This window comes from Haloferax sp. DFSO60 (genome assembly GCF_046557615.1).
Classification (GTDB): Archaea; Halobacteriota; Halobacteria; order Halobacteriales; family Haloferacaceae; genus Haloferax.
The window spans coordinates 374328-389709 of record NZ_JBKIII010000001.1 but is presented as its reverse complement, the minus strand read 5'-3'; the positions used below and the strand labels follow the sequence as shown (position 1 = coordinate 389709).

20 protein-coding genes are annotated in these 15382 nt (G+C 59.0%); 4 read left to right on the top strand and 16 right to left on the bottom strand.

From position 1 onward, the window contains the following. Position 1: 1 nt before the first annotated feature. The 8 genes from ACK509_RS01985 to ACK509_RS01950 form a co-directional block, all read right to left on the bottom strand. Positions 2-388, bottom strand: a complete 387-nt coding sequence (locus ACK509_RS01985) for a response regulator transcription factor (RefSeq protein ID WP_410764823.1) — start codon at positions 386-388, stop codon at positions 2-4. A gap of 57 nt (positions 389-445) precedes the next feature. Continuing rightward, a complete protein-coding gene (locus ACK509_RS01980; RefSeq protein ID WP_410764822.1) occupies positions 446-652 on the bottom strand; it encodes a hypothetical protein in 207 nt (68 codons plus the stop codon). Between the two features lie 100 nt (positions 653-752). Beyond that, positions 753-1133, bottom strand: a complete 381-nt coding sequence (locus ACK509_RS01975; protein ID WP_410766233.1) for a helix-turn-helix domain-containing protein — start codon at positions 1131-1133, stop codon at positions 753-755. Between the two features lie 143 nt (positions 1134-1276). Then, a complete protein-coding gene (locus ACK509_RS01970; protein ID WP_410766232.1) occupies positions 1277-2311 on the bottom strand; it encodes a sulfite exporter TauE/SafE family protein in 1035 nt (344 codons plus the stop codon). A 5-nt stretch (positions 2312-2316) separates the two neighbouring features. Next, complete coding sequence (locus ACK509_RS01965) at positions 2317-2466, bottom strand: hypothetical protein (protein WP_410764821.1); 150 nt, start codon at positions 2464-2466, stop codon at positions 2317-2319. Between the two features lie 371 nt (positions 2467-2837). Then, complete coding sequence (locus ACK509_RS01960; RefSeq protein WP_410764820.1) at positions 2838-3302, bottom strand: DUF6691 family protein; 465 nt, start codon at positions 3300-3302, stop codon at positions 2838-2840. Next, positions 3299-3790: a YeeE/YedE family protein gene (locus ACK509_RS01955; RefSeq protein WP_410764819.1), complete on the bottom strand. Its 492-nt coding sequence runs from the start codon at positions 3788-3790 to the stop codon at positions 3299-3301. Before ACK509_RS01955 ends, ACK509_RS01960 begins: the two co-directional genes overlap by 4 nt. Further along, positions 3791-4978: an MBL fold metallo-hydrolase gene (locus tag ACK509_RS01950; RefSeq protein WP_410764818.1), complete on the bottom strand. Its 1188-nt coding sequence runs from the start codon at positions 4976-4978 to the stop codon at positions 3791-3793. It abuts the gene before it with no gap. Positions 4979-5248: 270 nt separating this feature from the next. Here ACK509_RS01950 and ACK509_RS01945 point away from each other — a divergent pair, with 270 nt between their 5' ends. After that, positions 5249-5500: a sulfurtransferase TusA family protein gene (locus ACK509_RS01945; protein WP_410764817.1), complete on the top strand. Its 252-nt coding sequence runs from the start codon at positions 5249-5251 to the stop codon at positions 5498-5500. Next, a complete protein-coding gene (locus ACK509_RS01940; RefSeq protein WP_410764816.1) occupies positions 5497-6078 on the top strand; it encodes a DsrE/DsrF/DrsH-like family protein in 582 nt (193 codons plus the stop codon). The genes ACK509_RS01945 and ACK509_RS01940 overlap by 4 nt, the downstream gene beginning before the upstream one ends. On the opposite strand, the gene ACK509_RS01935 is transcribed toward ACK509_RS01940, so the two are convergent. From ACK509_RS01935 to mce, 7 genes are all read right to left on the bottom strand, one after another. Further along, positions 6079-6882, bottom strand: a complete 804-nt coding sequence (locus ACK509_RS01935) for an N-acyl homoserine lactonase family protein (protein WP_410764815.1) — start codon at positions 6880-6882, stop codon at positions 6079-6081. Positions 6883-6937: 55 nt separating this feature from the next. Then, positions 6938-7753, bottom strand: coding sequence for an SDR family NAD(P)-dependent oxidoreductase (locus tag ACK509_RS01930; protein WP_410764814.1), 816 nt, complete (start codon positions 7751-7753; stop codon positions 6938-6940). 134 nt (positions 7754-7887) lie between these two features. After that, positions 7888-8550 carry an AIM24 family protein gene (locus ACK509_RS01925; RefSeq protein ID WP_410764813.1) on the bottom strand — a complete coding sequence of 221 codons (663 nt, stop codon included), beginning with the start codon at positions 8548-8550 and terminating at the stop codon, positions 7888-7890. Between the two features lie 115 nt (positions 8551-8665). Continuing rightward, the gene (locus ACK509_RS01920) at positions 8666-9817 is read right to left on the bottom strand and encodes an acyl-CoA dehydrogenase family protein (protein ID WP_410764812.1); all 1152 of its coding nucleotides are present in this window, start codon (positions 9815-9817) and stop codon (positions 8666-8668) included. Between the two features lie 117 nt (positions 9818-9934). Further along, entirely contained in the window at positions 9935-11593 is a 1659-nt protein-coding gene (locus ACK509_RS01915; RefSeq protein ID WP_410764811.1) for a long-chain fatty acid--CoA ligase, read from the bottom strand. 91 nt (positions 11594-11684) lie between these two features. Then, the gene (gene menE, locus ACK509_RS01910) at positions 11685-13613 is read right to left on the bottom strand and encodes an o-succinylbenzoate--CoA ligase (protein ID WP_410764810.1); all 1929 of its coding nucleotides are present in this window, start codon (positions 13611-13613) and stop codon (positions 11685-11687) included. 82 nt (positions 13614-13695) lie between these two features. Continuing rightward, positions 13696-14079, bottom strand: a complete 384-nt coding sequence (gene mce / locus ACK509_RS01905; RefSeq protein WP_410764809.1) for a methylmalonyl-CoA epimerase — start codon at positions 14077-14079, stop codon at positions 13696-13698. Positions 14080-14132: 53 nt separating this feature from the next. On the opposite strand from mce, the gene ACK509_RS01900 reads away from it, so the two are divergent. Together ACK509_RS01900 and ACK509_RS01895 are read left to right on the top strand one after the other, a co-directional pair. After that, a complete protein-coding gene (locus ACK509_RS01900; RefSeq protein ID WP_410764808.1) occupies positions 14133-14477 on the top strand; it encodes a YbjQ family protein in 345 nt (114 codons plus the stop codon). Beyond that, entirely contained in the window at positions 14474-14782 is a 309-nt protein-coding gene (locus ACK509_RS01895) for a hypothetical protein (RefSeq protein ID WP_410764807.1), read from the top strand. The genes ACK509_RS01900 and ACK509_RS01895 overlap by 4 nt, the downstream gene beginning before the upstream one ends. A gap of 77 nt (positions 14783-14859) precedes the next feature. On the opposite strand, the gene ACK509_RS01890 is transcribed toward ACK509_RS01895, so the two are convergent. Beyond that, the gene (locus ACK509_RS01890) at positions 14860-15144 is read right to left on the bottom strand and encodes a hypothetical protein (RefSeq protein ID WP_410764806.1); all 285 of its coding nucleotides are present in this window, start codon (positions 15142-15144) and stop codon (positions 14860-14862) included. Positions 15145-15382 lie beyond the last annotated feature (238 nt).

Here is a 15382-nt window from a genome sequence, read left to right as displayed (position 1 = left end):
CTCAGTCGAGTACCAGTTCTGAGGTGTCAGCAGTGTACTCTGAAACCGCCGCAAAGAGTTCTTCTTTGTTCACCGGTTTGGTGAGTATCTCATCTGCAGGCGTGCCAGACAAATCCTCGTGATGAGTTGCGGTTAGCATGACGACGCGAACCGTCTCGGACCGATGGCGTAGTTCGGATAAGACGCTCGTCCCCGAGAGACCGGGAAGATTCTGGTCGAGAAAAACCAAGTCCACGTCCTCATCGAACGATTGGAGCGCCTCGCGGCCTGAATAGGCGACTCGAACGTGAACCCGTCGTTCGAGCCACAGTGCGAGACTGTCGGCGAGGGCGGTGTCGTCGTCAACGAGGAGGACGGTGGGTGCCTCTGATGGTAGTGAGCGTGTCATCGAGATGGGTGATGGCGCATCTGGAGGGCGTCAGCCATCGGCGTCGTGCGGCCGAGGTTACGCGTCGTTCATTCGCTGTGCGCGGTCCACACCGCACCGCGTACATCGGGAGACGCGGTACGGTTCACGCGAGAACTGTGCGTTCTCACGCTTCGTACTCTCGGTTCGAATTTCAATCGAAACCTCGTGTGGCGTGTGAGTGTCGCACGTTGGACACTCTTCAACGAACTCTGTCTGCGGGGGGCTGCTTCTACTCTTCGACATGGTACAGTCGCAGAAGAAGGTACGAATTGGTTACGGTTGAATAACGACCCTAATCAGTTTGGTTCGGGTGACATTCAGTCACACAAACTGGTTCAGGTGATTACTCGGCGACGACGACTTTTTCGTCGTATTTGTCACGGAACTCGTGGATGAGCGACCCCATCTTGGCGTACCAGTCGTTGAGCATCCGCTGCATATCGTCTGCGACTTCGTCGGGGTCGGTCGGTCGATAGACGTGGTAGTAGCCACCGTGTTCGTAGTTGACCTGTTCTTTCTGAATGAGTCCAGATTGCAGGAGTCGTTGGATGGAGCGATATGCGGTCGAACGCTCACGCTCAACGGCATCGGCAATCGAATCGACAGTGAGCGCTTCGTCGGAATCGACGAGGATTTGGAAGCACTGTCGGTCGAGGTTCTTGAGACCGTGGAGGCACTCAAGAAGCCCCTCACATTCCATGTCGGACTGGAGGTAGTCTGCCATCGACGTTGGCATTTCACAGCGAGGTACGTGTTCGGCCATCAAAAGGGTTTGTATGTTTTGTGCAACACCGAATCGTCCGCGACCCCAGAACCGAGACGCCCCAGAGCGGGCGGTGTTCGGAGTTTGGACGAACCAGTGCGGCGTTAGTCTGCGGTGGAGGTTGTGGTCGATTCACGCGCCCGAATGGACTTCACGGCGCTGTAGAGTACCGCACCGGAGACCATGAACGCAGAGCCGAGGATGAGTGCCATGCTGACGTAGTCGAGGACGCCCATACCAAGGTAGTTTCCAATCTGCCGGACAGCGACTGCGAGTGCGCCGAGAAGCAACATCAGGCCGAAGTAAATCTTGATCTCTCCTTCGTCCACGATGGAGGTCGCGGCGGACCCGACGCGAGCGCCGAGAGCCGACCCAGCCAAGAGTGGGGCGACGATAGAGAGGTCAACACCGCCGGATTGGGCGTAGAGGAACGACCCGATACCACCCGAGAACATAATCTCGAAGAGGTCGGTTCCGACCGCAATCGGCACGGGAACGCCGATGAGGTAGAACAGCGCGGGCATGCGGATGAATCCGCCCCCGACGCCGAGGAACCCCGAGAGCAACCCTGTGGCGAACGCGACCAAGAGAATCATCCAGAGCGACACCTGTACGCCACCGCGGAGGGTAATCATCGGCGGGAGCGAATAGCCCTGAATCTTCTTGGCGATTTCTGGGATGTCGTCGGCGTCGATTTCGGCGTCTGCATCCACGTCGTGGTCGATACCGCCGCCATTGTCACCCTTCAGTGCCTCGCGAGTGACAAAGAGGCCAATACCACCGAGCAATAGCACGTAGGTGGTGCTGATGATGTTCCCGGCGAGACCGAGGGCTTCGAGGTGGAGGACGATTTCTTTCCCGACTTCGAGGCCGATGGTGGTCCCGATAATCATCGAGACACCGAGTTTGTAGTCTACTTGCCCGAGGTCACGGTGTTTGAGCGTCGCGATGACGGACGTCCCGAACACGAACGCGAGACCGGACCCGACAGCCACGCGTGACGGGTAGCCCATCACGAGCAGCGCGGGCGTTACGAGGAAAGACCCACCCATCCCGAAGAATCCGAACAGCACCCCGATGAGGACGCCGAAGGCCACGAAGAGGGCGAGGAGGGCGACCGACATTCCGAATAGTTCCATCATGGTTACTCGTCACCGAGGAGACTGTGGATAGTCGGCGCAAGCGCGCGAGTCAGCGCACCGTAGCCCACGTACAACAGCATCGCCTCGACGAGGACGATACCGACGAGAGCGACCGCTTGGGTACTCCCGGTGAGCGTCTCGATGCCAAACATCTTACCAGTACCCCGTGGGGCACGCATATGGTATTGTATATATCATACTTTTCTGCTCACTCCAGCCTAACCGGAGCGAGGACATAATGCTTTTGGGAATAAATTGCAATACTGTCATCGAGTAGGATATGTATAAGTTATAGATTGGGCAAGAGAATACGGCTCTAACTCCTGAAATGTGTTGTCTGAGAATGGTATTGTCATATGTATCCTCTATCTATGACAAGACACTCGTTCGAATGAATTGCAAAACTATACACACTCGTGCGCACGTTCGGCGGTCGTGACAGCGAGCGTTCGGTGTGAGAACGCGATAGCAACGGCTCACGGAGAGAAGGTACAAAAGAGGTTGCAGGCAGGCCGAGGCCGAGTCAGTCGGCAGACGTGCCGAGCGTGGGGCTGTCTGCTCGCCACGCACGCCACAGCCCTTGGAGGTACGCACCGACGAACATCCCGCCGATAGCGATGAGGATTGGGTAGTTGCCGACGCCGACGCTCGCGTAGGCGGCACCGGGACAGATTCCCGAAAGCCCCCAGCCAGCGCCGAAGATGGTCCCACCGATGAGGACGTTCTTGTCGAACGATTTCAGTCGGCGACCGTAGGCGCGGCCGGTGAGTGGTGCGCTGCCGCCGAATCGCTCGGCGAGAGCGAAGATGGTCCCAGTGACGACTGCGGCCCCGCCCATGACGAAGACGAGACCGAGGTCGTCGAACTGGAGGAAGTCGAGGACGACTTCGGGCCGCGCCATGTTGCTCAAGGCGAGACCGAAGCCGAAGATGAGTCCACCCAGAATGACGACCAGCGTGAAGCCGAGTCCACGCTCGTCGTCGTTCATGGCGAGACCCCCAGTGCGGCCATCAACTGCGCGACGCCGATTGCGACGAGCATGAACGTCGCAACGTTGACGAGAGACGTTGGCGACCGAGAACCGACACCGCACACACCGTGACCGGAGGTACACCCCTTGCCGATACGGGTGCCGATGCCGACGAGGACGCCACCGACGGCGAAGCGCCACGGTTGGACTTGCGAGACCCACCACCCGTCACCGAGTGTGACGGTGTAGATGGCCGCCCCGGCGACGATGCTCAGCGTGAAGAGTACGCGCCAGTCACGGGAAGCGACGTATCTCGCCTTGTTGAACCGGGGAACCGACGAGACGTACGAGAGCGTCGATTCGAGGAACGTACTCGCACCCGCGATGATGCCAGTCCCGAGGTAGATGATAGCCGTCCCGAGTCCGATGAGTAGCCCGCCGAGGGCGTAGTGTGCAATCCCGTTGGGAAAGAGACTCTCGACGAGGAGCGGTGTCGGGTCCATCATCTAGTTGGTGAGTGCGTCGTTGCTGGCCGCACAGTTGTTCGGCCCGAGTTCGAGTTCGAACGCGCGGTCGTCCGAGGGTGACTGAAGTCCAAGGTTGGACTCGATAATGTCGGTGTAGTTTGCCGGACGCGGCGGCATGTCCGAGAGGATGAACTCGGTGAATTCGTCGCGTTCCATGTGGAGTGCCTGCATCGTGTCGCGGAGATAGCCCAGCGTAGCGGTATAACTACCGTCTTCTGCAGGGGTTGCCGCGTTACTGAAGTGTGCGGGTGCGACGATGGAGTCGTCGTCGTAGGGGAGGATGCGCTCTTGGAGCGTCTCGTAGAGCAGACCCGCGGCGTCTTCTGCACCTTCGTCTCCGTCTTCGAGGTCGGGGCGAGCGACCGATTCGATGAACAGACCGTCGCCGGTGAAGAGGACGTTGTCCACTTTGTAGGTCGTCATCCCAGAGGTGTGGCCCGGCGTGTGGATAGCTTCGATTTCTGTGTCGCCCACAGTGAGTGTCTCGCCGTCGCCAATCGTCTCGTAGTCGAGGTCGTACTCGACGCCGCGTGCCTCTGCTGCGTCGGGGATGACACCCGTGACGCCGTGGTCCGAGACGAGCGTCCGAAGCCCGCTGATGTGGTCGGCGTGGATGTGGGTGTCGATGGCGTATTTGAGTTCCGCACCGAGTGCCTTCGCGTCGGCGACGTATTCGTCGGCGAAGTAGCGGAGAGGGTCAACGACGGCGGCTTCGTCGCCATCGACGATGAGGTAGGCGAGACAGCCGCTGGAGGGGCGCTGGTACTGCGCGACGAGTGCGTCGCCGTCAGTTTCGAGTTCGGTGTACTCGTAAATCGCCGCCCAGCCGTTCATGCCGCGTTCGAGTGCGACCACGTCGTATCCTTCCTGGATGAGCCGTCCAGCGACGTACTCAGAGGAAGTCCCCTTCGCACAGAGCGTGACGAACTCTTCGTCTTCGGGCAGGTCGGTGAACACGGACTCGTCGAGTTCGTCGTCGAGGAACTCGAAGTACGGGACGTTGACGTGGGTGAGGTTGTCGCCGTCGATTTGCCACGACTCGAAGTCTGCTGGCATCCGTGTGTCCAAGATAGTCAGCTCTTCTCCCGAGTCGATGCGCTCTTTGAGCGTCTCGGGGTCGATGACGGGCGCTTCGACACTGAGTTCCGGAAGGTCGGGAACAGTCATGTGTGTATCCCACACTATTGTGCGTCTCAACTTAAACGTTCGGATAGCTGTTCTTGAAATGTGCAATACTAAATCGGAAATCAAACACCGGAGAGTGGTCTGTCGTGGAGGTGTTCGGATTCGAACAGCCAATTTTAGTGTGTTTGTGCGTGTGTGAATGGCGAATTCCGCAATCCAAAAACGGTATTGTACGCTGTCCCCAAGAACCGACACACTTTTAGGAATCACGCCAATATTGTGCTTTACACCCAACACAGGTGAGCATCAAAAATGAGTGAGTACGAACCTACCAAGACGCTCGACGTGAAAGGACTGTCCTGCCCAATGCCCGTCGTCAAGGCACGCGGTGCCGTAGACGACCTCTCATCCGGTGAGATTCTGAGGGTCGTCTCGACGGATTCCGGCAGTATGAGCGACCTGAAGGGCTGGGCCGACGCAACCTCCGGCGTCGCAATGCTCGACCAGGAAGAAGACGACGACGGCGACGACCGGCTGTTCGTCCACTACGTCCAGAAGGAATGAGTTCAGAGACCGAATCAACGATGGATGCATCGACCGCTTCCGTCGAAGAACTCCGCGCACAGGTCGAAGCCCTCCAAGAAGAGGTCGCTGACCTCCGCGAAACGACAGACGAGAGTGGCCAGAAGTCGATGACCATCATCGCGACGAAGGGGACCCTCGATATGGCCTACCCGCCGCTGATTCTCGCCAGCACGGCCGCAGCATTCGGGTGGGACGTCGTCGTCTTCCACACGTTCTGGGGTCTCGACATCCTCCACGAGGAGAAGTCGAAGAACCTCAAACTCAGCGCCGTCGGCAACCCGAATATGCCGATGCCAAACGCGCTCGCCGCACTCCCCGGAATGGACGCGATGGCGACGCGCATGATGGAGAAGAAAATCGCCGACAACGGCACGGCGACGATTCAGGAACTCATCGACACCTCGCTCGACATGGGCGTGGACCTCCAGGCCTGCCAGATGACTATCGAGCTGATGGGCTACGACGAAGACGACTTCTTCGACGGCGTCACCACTGGCGTCGGCGCGGCAACCGCCCTCCAGCACATGGGCGAAGCCGACGTACAGTTGATGATTTAATTAGACGTTCCACCCTTTGCCGAACGACCGGAATCGTTCGAGGTCGTGTCCAAACAACACGTCAGCGCCGGTCTGTCGTTCGAGTTCTTTGACTTTCTGAAGACTATCGAACCACGCACGGTCGCTCCACATCAGGCCTGGACCGAGCGGAATCTCTTCTACGTAATTTCCTTCGACGTAACACTCGTCGCCAGCGATGAGTACGTCACCATCCGGTGTTCCGATGTGTGCGCCGAGGACGCCCGGCGTGTGACCCGGCAAGTGAACGAGGCGAATACCGGGTTCCATCGTGTACGACTCGCCGTGGATGATGTTCCAGTTCAGGTCGTGGTCGAAATCGGAGGCGAGATAGGCAATCGACCCTTTCGTCGTCTTCGCCGAGTAGTAGGCGAACTTGAGTTCTTCTTCGTGGACGTAAATCGGTACACCAGTCTCGGCGAATTCGACGAGTCCGCCCGCGTGGTCCAGATGCAGGTGGCTCATCACCACCGCGTCGATGTCCGAGAGCGAATAGCCCGCCGCGTCGAGGTCTGCTTCGAGCGTGTGTTCGGCGGCATCGACGTGGGAGAACGCTTCGAACAGCGGGGCGGGCCAGTAACCCTCTCCAGCGCGTGGATTCGACCCAGTATCCCACAGAATCGTCCGGTCGGGGGTGTCGATAACCGCGTTCCAGACGACGAACTCTGCCATCTCGTGGTCAGGGTTCGGATTCGAGGCGCTTCCCATCGAGTAGCCGTCGATGACGTAGCCCATATCTGCGTGGACGCGGCCTCTATCGAGGAGTCTCACACTCGTGTCTGCCATACACGACAGTAGGGCGGAACACGGATAATTGTTAGTTCAAAAATATGTTGCGTGTTCAGATGACGTTCTGGAGAATCCCACCATCGACGGCGAGTGCCTGTCCAGTGATGTTCCGGTTCGTCGCGTAGAACACGGCGAGTTTGCCCATATCTTCGGGCGTCTGGTCGCGGCCCAGTGGGATGACGCGCGAGATAGTGTCCTCGTAGTCCTCTTCGAGCGTCGGCGTGAGGACTTTACTCCACATCGGGGTGTCAACGATACCGGGGCAAATTGCGTTCACCGTCACGTCGTCACCGGCGAGTTCGAGCGCGAGCGACTTCGTGAATCCAAGGACGGCGTGTTTCGACGCACAGTAATGAGCCAGTCCCGCAGCACCGATGCTTCCAGCAATCGAGGAAGTGTTGATAATCGCCCCGTTGGACTCTTTGAGGTAGGGAATCGCCGCCCGCGACGGGAGGAAGACACCTTTCACGTTCACGTCCATCACCGAGTCCCACTCGGCTTCTTTCATGTCTTCGACCGGATCGACGGTGATGATACCGGCGTTGTTACAGAGTACGTCGATACTCCCGAATGTGGAAACCACTTCTTCCATCATCGCGTTGACCTGGTCTGCGTGGGTCACGTCGCATTCGACGATGTGTGCGCGTCGTCCGAGTTCTTCGACGCGTGCGGCGACTTCTTGGGCACGTTCCGCACCGTGAACTTCCGTCGAAGATTGCTGGTTGTACTCCGTGTCGAGTACGTCCACGTCGGCAATGACGATGTCACTGCCTGCTTTTGCGAGTTCGACGGCGAGGCCCTCACCGATTTGGCCGCCTGCGCCAGTCACAATCGATACCTTGTCGTCGAGTGGGTTTGCTGCTGCCATAGTGCGGCAGACGATACGTCAGATGACTGTATAGCTCATTTTTCTGCTATTTGGACCTGTCTCGACTGGTGTCTGTCAGCACTCTCGAAACGACTGTCTATCCGATCGAGAAAAACGGCTGAAGTGGTCGAGCCTTACTGGCCGGGTGCGACTTCTTCGTACGGTTGGACGATGACGAACCCGCCCGGTTCACCGAAGCGGAGTTGGTACGACTCACCAGAGGACTTGCCGATAAACGTCTTGAGGTTCAGGTCGCGCTTCGACGACGGTGAGACGTTGCCACTCCACGCGACGGTTGCGTTCGGGTCGGTACTGACCGGTGTTTCGAGTACGAGTGGCTTGCCGTGGGTCGTGATTGCGACGTGTCCCGGTCCTTCGAGGAAGACGTTGAACAGGCCGCCGGTGGAAGTGCCTGCGATACTCGACATCATCTTGATGTCCCAGTTGACCTGCGATTCGAACGCGAGTACGTCGTTGCCGTTGACGCTGATTTCCTCACCAGCATCGAGTTCGAGAATCTGGACTTCCTTGCCTTGGTCAGCGAGGTAGAGATGGCCATCGCCCGACGCTCGCATCATCTTCTGGCCTTCACCGGTGGCTTTCTTCTTTAGCATCCCCTTCAGGCCGCCAGCGGATTTCTGCTCGAACGAGATGTCGCCCGTATAGCTGACCATCGACCCTGCTTTGGCCATGATTTCCCCTTCTAGGTCGATATCGAGGAGTTTCGAGTTCTCCAGTTCGAACGTCTCGGAAGTCTCGTCCGGTGCATGCGAGTTGACGAATTCATCAAGATCCATAGTAGTTCACGAGTCACGTCGATACTGACTCGGATAGACGACTATCAGAACTACTTATAATTCTATTCGCCAAAATGAAGCTCGATTGAATGGTGACGGTGGCCGTGAGGCCCGCCTAGAGCGCGCCCTGACGGTAGATGAGGTTGCGCTGAATCTCGTTTGCACCCTCGTAGATGACCGGGATGCGAACGTCGCGGTAGACGCGTGAAATCTTGTTCTCGTTGAGGACCGACCGACCGCCGTGGAGTTGCATGCCGCGCTCGGCACACATCATCGCCACTTCAGTCGATTTCGTCTTCGTCGCCGCGGCCCAGAACCCAGCGTCTTCGTTCTCTGCGACCTTGCGTGCAGCACGCCAGTTGAGCGCACGCGCCGCTTCGAACTCCATGCGCATGTCTGCGAGGATGTGCTGGACGGCCTGGAACTCCGAGACGTTGCGACCGAAGGCTTCGCGGCCGTGGACGAACGACCACGCCTCTTCGATAGCGGCGGCGGCGAGTCCGAGGCCGTGTCCACCGACGACGATACGTCCGTGGTTGAAGAAGTCCGCGAGCATGTAGAACCCGCCACCCTCGGTTCCGATGAGGTTCTCTTCTGGAACCTCACAGTCGTCGAAGATGATGTGGCCTTGCTTCGAGGCGCGCATGCCCATCTTCTCCGGAATGTGTTCGGCCTCGTAGCCTGGCGTGTCAGTGGGGACGATGAACATCGAGTAGTTCGAGTAGCGGTCGTCGAGGTCGCCGGTTTTTGCATACACTGTCAGCCAGTCGGCTTCGACGGCGTTACCGACCCAGTACTTCTCGCCGTTGAGGACGTAGCCGTCGTCGGTCTTCTCGGCCGTCGTCGTCATGCCAGCCATGTCGGAACCGGTCTGGGGTTCGGAGACGGCGAGACCCGAAATCTGCTCGTTTTCGGCGACCGGGCGGAGCCACGTTTCTTTCTGCTCTTCGGAGCCGTAATGCTCCATAATCTCACAGCCGAAGGATGCGAGCTGGAGGGTGAGCGCGATACCGGCGTCGGCGCGATAGAACTCCTCGGCGATTGCGAGAATCTGTTCGAGGGTGAAGCCGCTTCCGCCGTAGTCCTCGGAGATGTCCTGTGCGATGAGCCCTTCGTCCATGGCCGCTTCCAGAATCTCCCACGGGTATTCGCCGGACTCGTAGTACTTCTCGGCGTTCGGTTCGATGTACTCTTCCGCAAATTCCCGTGCCTCGCGCTTCACGTCGAGGGCGTGGTCGGGGACGATAGATTCGTCGAGCAGGTCCATACAACAGGGTAGACGTGAACGATAAAATAGTGTATGGAACCAGTATAAACTTTAAACAAATTTTTTAGTTGTGTCCGAAAGATCGACGAACGCCAAAGACAACCAGCTTTCTCCGACCTAGTTCTCGCCGGGTGCGGCGTCGTCGGGTGTCTTTCCTTCGATGAGCGACGAGTCGTTGTACTGGCCGCGGAGGACTTTCTTGTCGAATTTGCCAGTTGCCGTCTTCGGCACCTCTTCGATGAAGACGACTTCGTCGGGCGTCCACCACTTGGGGAACTCCGAACGGACGAGTTCGACGAGGTCGGCTTTTACCGCCTCTTCATCGACGCCCGCTTTCGGGACGATGAACGCCACGGGGCGCTCTTGCCAGCGTTCGTGGGGGACGCCAATCACGGTTGCTTCGGCCACATCGTCGTGGGCCATCAACGTGTTCTCCAGTTCGACCGACGAAATCCACTCGCCACCGGACTTGATGACGTCTTTCGCGCGGTCCACGATTTTGACGTAGCCTTCAGAATCGACGGTCACCACGTCACCAGTCTTCAGCCACCCGTCCTCGTAATCGCTCTCGTTCGCGTCGGGGCGTTTGAAGTACTCGGTGGTCACCCACGGGCCGCGGACCCACAACTCGCCGAAGTCCTCACCGTTCCACGGGACTTCGTTGCCGTCGTCGTCCACGACGCGCATCTCTAAGCCGGGAACCATCAGCCCTTGCTTACCGCGCTTTTCGTACTGCTCGTCCAGCGAGAGGTCTTCCATGCCGGGTTTGAGGTGGGCGACGGTGCCGACTGGCGACATCTCGGTCATCCCCCACGCGTGGACGACTTCGACGTCGTACTCCTGGTCGAAGCGTTTGATGACCGACTTCGGGGCCGCAGAGCCACCGATGATGATGCGTTCGAGCGAGGAGATGTCAACGTCGTTGTTGTCGAGGTAGTCGAGGAGTCCAAGCCACACTGTCGGGACACCGGCAGTCATGGTCACGCCTTCTTCTTCGATGAGTTTGGCGAGGTCTTCGGGTGTCGGCGAGGGACCGGGATAGACGTGTTTCGCACCCGCTGCAGTACAGGAGAACGGAAGCCCCCACGCGTTGACGTGGAACATCGGGACGACGGGCATGATGACGTCGTCAGACCGGATGTCGAGTCCCGCTTCCGGAAGGGTTGCCATCGTGTGGGCCCACATCATCTGCTGGGTGTATTCGACACCCTTCGGTTCGCCCGTCGTCCCCGAGGTGTAACACATGCCCGCAGGCTGTTCTTCGGGGAGGTCCGGCCAGTCGTACTCTGTATCGAAGCCGGAGACGAACGACTCGTAGTCGGTGACGGGTTCGAGACTGGTCTCGGGGACCTCCGACGACATCATCACGAACTGCTCGACGGATTCGAACGCGTCCGAATCGACTGCGCCTTCCAATTTCGGCGCGAGAGAGGGGTCGACGAAGATGATTCTGTCTTCCGCGTTTTCGACGATATACTGAATGTGATGGTCGGGAAGAAGCGGGTTGATGGTGTGGAGTTGCGCACCCATCGACGGAATTGCAAAGTAGGTCTCGAAGTGTCGGTCGTGATTCCAACAGAACGTCGCTACTCGGTCACCACGCTCGATACCAGCATCTTCGAGCGCGCCTGCGAGTTGCGCGACACGGCCCTCGTACTCGGCGTACGTGGACCGTCGAACCCCTTCAGCGGTTCGAGAGACGATTTCCCGGTCCGGGAAGAGTTTAGTTGCTCGCCACAGGAACGGTCGAATTGTTTGCGCTGTTGCGCCTGCCATACGATGACATCGGATGAAACCATCATTATTGTTTGGTTGAAAACAGATTGCCGCGTGTGAGGAGTTTCCGTCCGTCGATTACGTCGGGCGGTTATTCCTCGTCGGTCACGCCTTCAGAGTCGGCGTCCACGTCTTCCCGTTGCTCGCCGGTGTATTCTGTGACGTCGGCAACGTCCTCCACACGTTCGTATTCGAAAGCGTCCCCGTCTTCGTCGTCAGTATCGTCGTCGTCATCGACCAAAGCACCGTCATCGTCAGCCACGCTGTCGGTCGTTTCACCGTCATCGTCAGCCGCTCCGTTCTCTCCGTCTTCACTCTTGCCCGCCGCTGTTTCTTCCCCGACATCCTCACCGTCTTCGTCTGTGCCCGCCTCGGCATCGTCTACGGGGAGTGATTCGTTCACCTCAGCCGACGAAGCCACTTCCTCGGGTCCATCTTCGTCGCCATCCCAATCGGGCTCGGCCTCTCGAACGGGTCGTGCCTCGTTCAAGACTTCCTTGACAGCCTCGCGGTCGATGGTTCCCGAGACGGTTCGCGGGAGTTCGTCGGTCTGTTCGATGAGTCTCGGAAGTTTGAACCCCGCGAGGTGTTCGCGGCAGAAGTCCTCGACTGCGGTTCGGTCGATTTCCATCTCCGAGTCGGTGAGGACGACGAGCGCGGCCACCTGCTCGCCCCACTCGACGTTCGGGATGCCGACGACGACGGCGTCGTCGATGGAAGGGAACTTCCGCAGGACATCGACCACTTCGCCCGGGTCAACGTTCTCGCCACCCGTGATGATGCGGTCGTCTATGCGGTTGAGAACGTACAGGAGTCCCGCTTCGTCTCGATAGCCGATGTCACCGGTGTGCAGTCCGAGTTCGGAAAACGCGGCGTCGGTCGCCTCGGGTTCGTCGTAGTATCCGCCCGTGACGGTCGGCCCGGAGACGACGATTTCACCGGGTTCGCCCTGCTCGACCTCATCGCCGTCTTCGTCGACAATCCAGAGGTCGGCGAAGAAAATCGGTCGGCCCACAGTTCCAACCTCGTCGAACGCTTCGTCCGGCGTTGCGGTTGCAATCTGCGAAGCAGTTTCGGTCATGCCGTAGGTCGGATAGACGGGGACCGAATAGTCACGACAACGTTCGATGAGTTCGTCCGGTGCGGGCGCACCGCCGAGGAGGACGACACGAAGCGAGTCCGAGAGCGTCCCGCGCTTTTCGAGCATCCGTTTGAGCATGGTCGGCACGAGCGAGATGCCCGTCACGTCGTACTTACCGATGTCGTCGGCGGTACTCCCCGCGTCGAATCCCTCGCGGAGGACGATTGCCGTCCCGTACAGTGGGCTTCGAAGAATCGGTCCGATACCACCCATATGGTGCAACGAGAGCGACACCATCCAGCGGTCGGTCCGCGAGAGACCGAGTCGGAACGACGAGGCGACGGCGTTGGCGAGGATGTTGCCCATCGAGAGACGCACCGCTTTGGGCGCCCCCGTCGTCCCCGACGTGAACAAGAGGAGCATCGTCTCCGAGAGTGACCACTGGGCGGGCGAAACAGACTTCGGCGCAATCGTTTCGAGATTCACCACACCCTCCCAGCGCGGTTCGTCCACAGAGATTGTCGGAATCGTCGTTGACGCTTCGACGACGATTGGCTCGGTCTCTTCGCCACACACGACGACTGTTGCGTCGGCAAGCTCGAGATTTCGCGTGACTTCCGCGGCGGTCAGACGTTCGCTCAGTGGAACGAGTGTCGCCCCCAGCCGGATGCTGGCGTGAATGAGCAGGACGTACTGGATACCCGGTGGGAGAATCACCCCCACGTGGTCGCCTGCTTCGACACCGAGTGCGGCAAGTTGCCCTGCCGTTTCAGTTACCTGTTCGTCGAGTTCTCGGAACGTCCACGAATCGCCGGAAGGTGCGTGAACCAACGCCTCTTCGTCCGGTGTTGCGGCGACGCGGTGCGACAACCAATCTCGGACAGGACCGTCGAACCCGGGATGGTTGGACGTCTCCTGTGTCCCATCGTCGTCAGTCATCGTCCATGCTCACCGTCAACATTGTTCTCGATACAGTGACACTCTGATTTGCGAAAAGCATTGTTATCCCGTCGCGCTGAATTTAATGCGAAACGAACTCCACCAAGACGCCGCCAGTGGATTTTGGGTGGAGGAACGCGACTTCGTGGCCCCATGCACCGGGGCGGGGTTCCTCGTCGATGAGTTCGATTCCTGCGTCACGAGCAGTCTGCAATGCGCCATCGATATCGTCAGTCGAGAGTGCGATGTGATGGATACCGGAACCCCGTCGCTCGAGGAACGTTCCAATCGCCCCGCCTTCGTGCGGTTCGAGCAACTCGAAGTAGCCGTTTTCGAGTTCGAGAAAGACGACGGTCATCCCGTCGAACTCCTCTTCGTGTGCGACGGGTGCATCGAAGAGCCCCTCGAACAGCGCCGCCAACCCAGCGGCGTCGGGAGTCGCGATACCGAGGTGGTCGAAATGCATACACAATGTGGACGGGCGCAAGGGATAAACCCAAACGATTCGTCGAATGTGTCATGATAGTAACGACAACAGAATCGATTGCTGGCCACCAAATCGAAGAGACACTGGGAACCGTTCGCGGGAACACGATTCGTGCCCGAAACGTCGGCCGTGACATCACACAGGGTCTCCGAAACATCGTCGGCGGCGAACTCAAATCCTACACAGGTCTCATGGCCGACGCCCGCGACGAAGCGACCGACCGAATGATTGCAGAGGCAGAAGAGATGGATGCAGACGCTGTCGTCGCAGTTCGATACATCACCGCCGAAGTGACCCAGGGCGCAGCCGAGATTCTCGCCTACGGAACGGCGGTCAAACTCGCGCCGGAGTCAGATTCGGACGTGGACGTGGCGTGAGTAAGACGGTGAGCCGAACTAACTCGACGTGGGTGCAGATTGCTACGGCCCGCGAAACGCTCGCCCTGTTTCTCCTGTTCGGTGCGGTCTGGCTGGTCGGCTTCTACGACGTGCTTCCGAAAGAAATCTGGATTATCGACTTCCCTGCGCTCGTCGCTGCTTTCTTTCTCGATACCCTCGCGTTCAACGAGTTCGGTATTCAGGGGAACGTCGTGTTCTACCTGATGCTCGTCGTGTCTCTGTCTCTCCAAGCAGTCGTACTCATGGCCGGAGTGCGGTTGTTTCGGAACCGACTGGAGCAGTAGAAAAATCGAATCCCGAACGAGGTGGCGTGGAGGGCCGAAGTGGGAGCGATGCGGGAGCGATTCGTGAATCAATACGTCTAGTCGCGGGTCGTCCGGGCGACCGTCACTTCGACGGGCAGACCGGGGACGCCGACACGCAGACTCGACCACGAGGCGCGAGTGGCGAGCGTGCGAGCGACGACGACGGTTACGACGGTGGTCATCGCCGTGACGAGCGACAGCAGTGGGAACGTCATTACTGCCGCGACGGCGAAACCGACTGCCAGCAACACGGCGTACGCGCGGAACGACGGCGCGGACAGATGGTGGGAGGCAGGGTAGTCGGAGACTGTTCGGTTGGGTCGGAAGGGTCTATCTGACATTTGCTGATGTGGCAGGGTGTATTCGAACACGATACCGGGGGCTCCTCGGGTGAAAAGCCCCGTACCGCCGGGTCGCCGAAGGGCCGTGCGCCGCTGTTCGATGAGAGCGAAACGGCACGCTGGCGACCGGGCGTGTGACGGGTTTAGAAGGTAATGAGAGGCATCGTGGAATCCTCGTTCACGTCAAAAAGGGCACAGATAATAAGTTTTCTCAGGCGGGCGAAAGTGTAATTAAGTC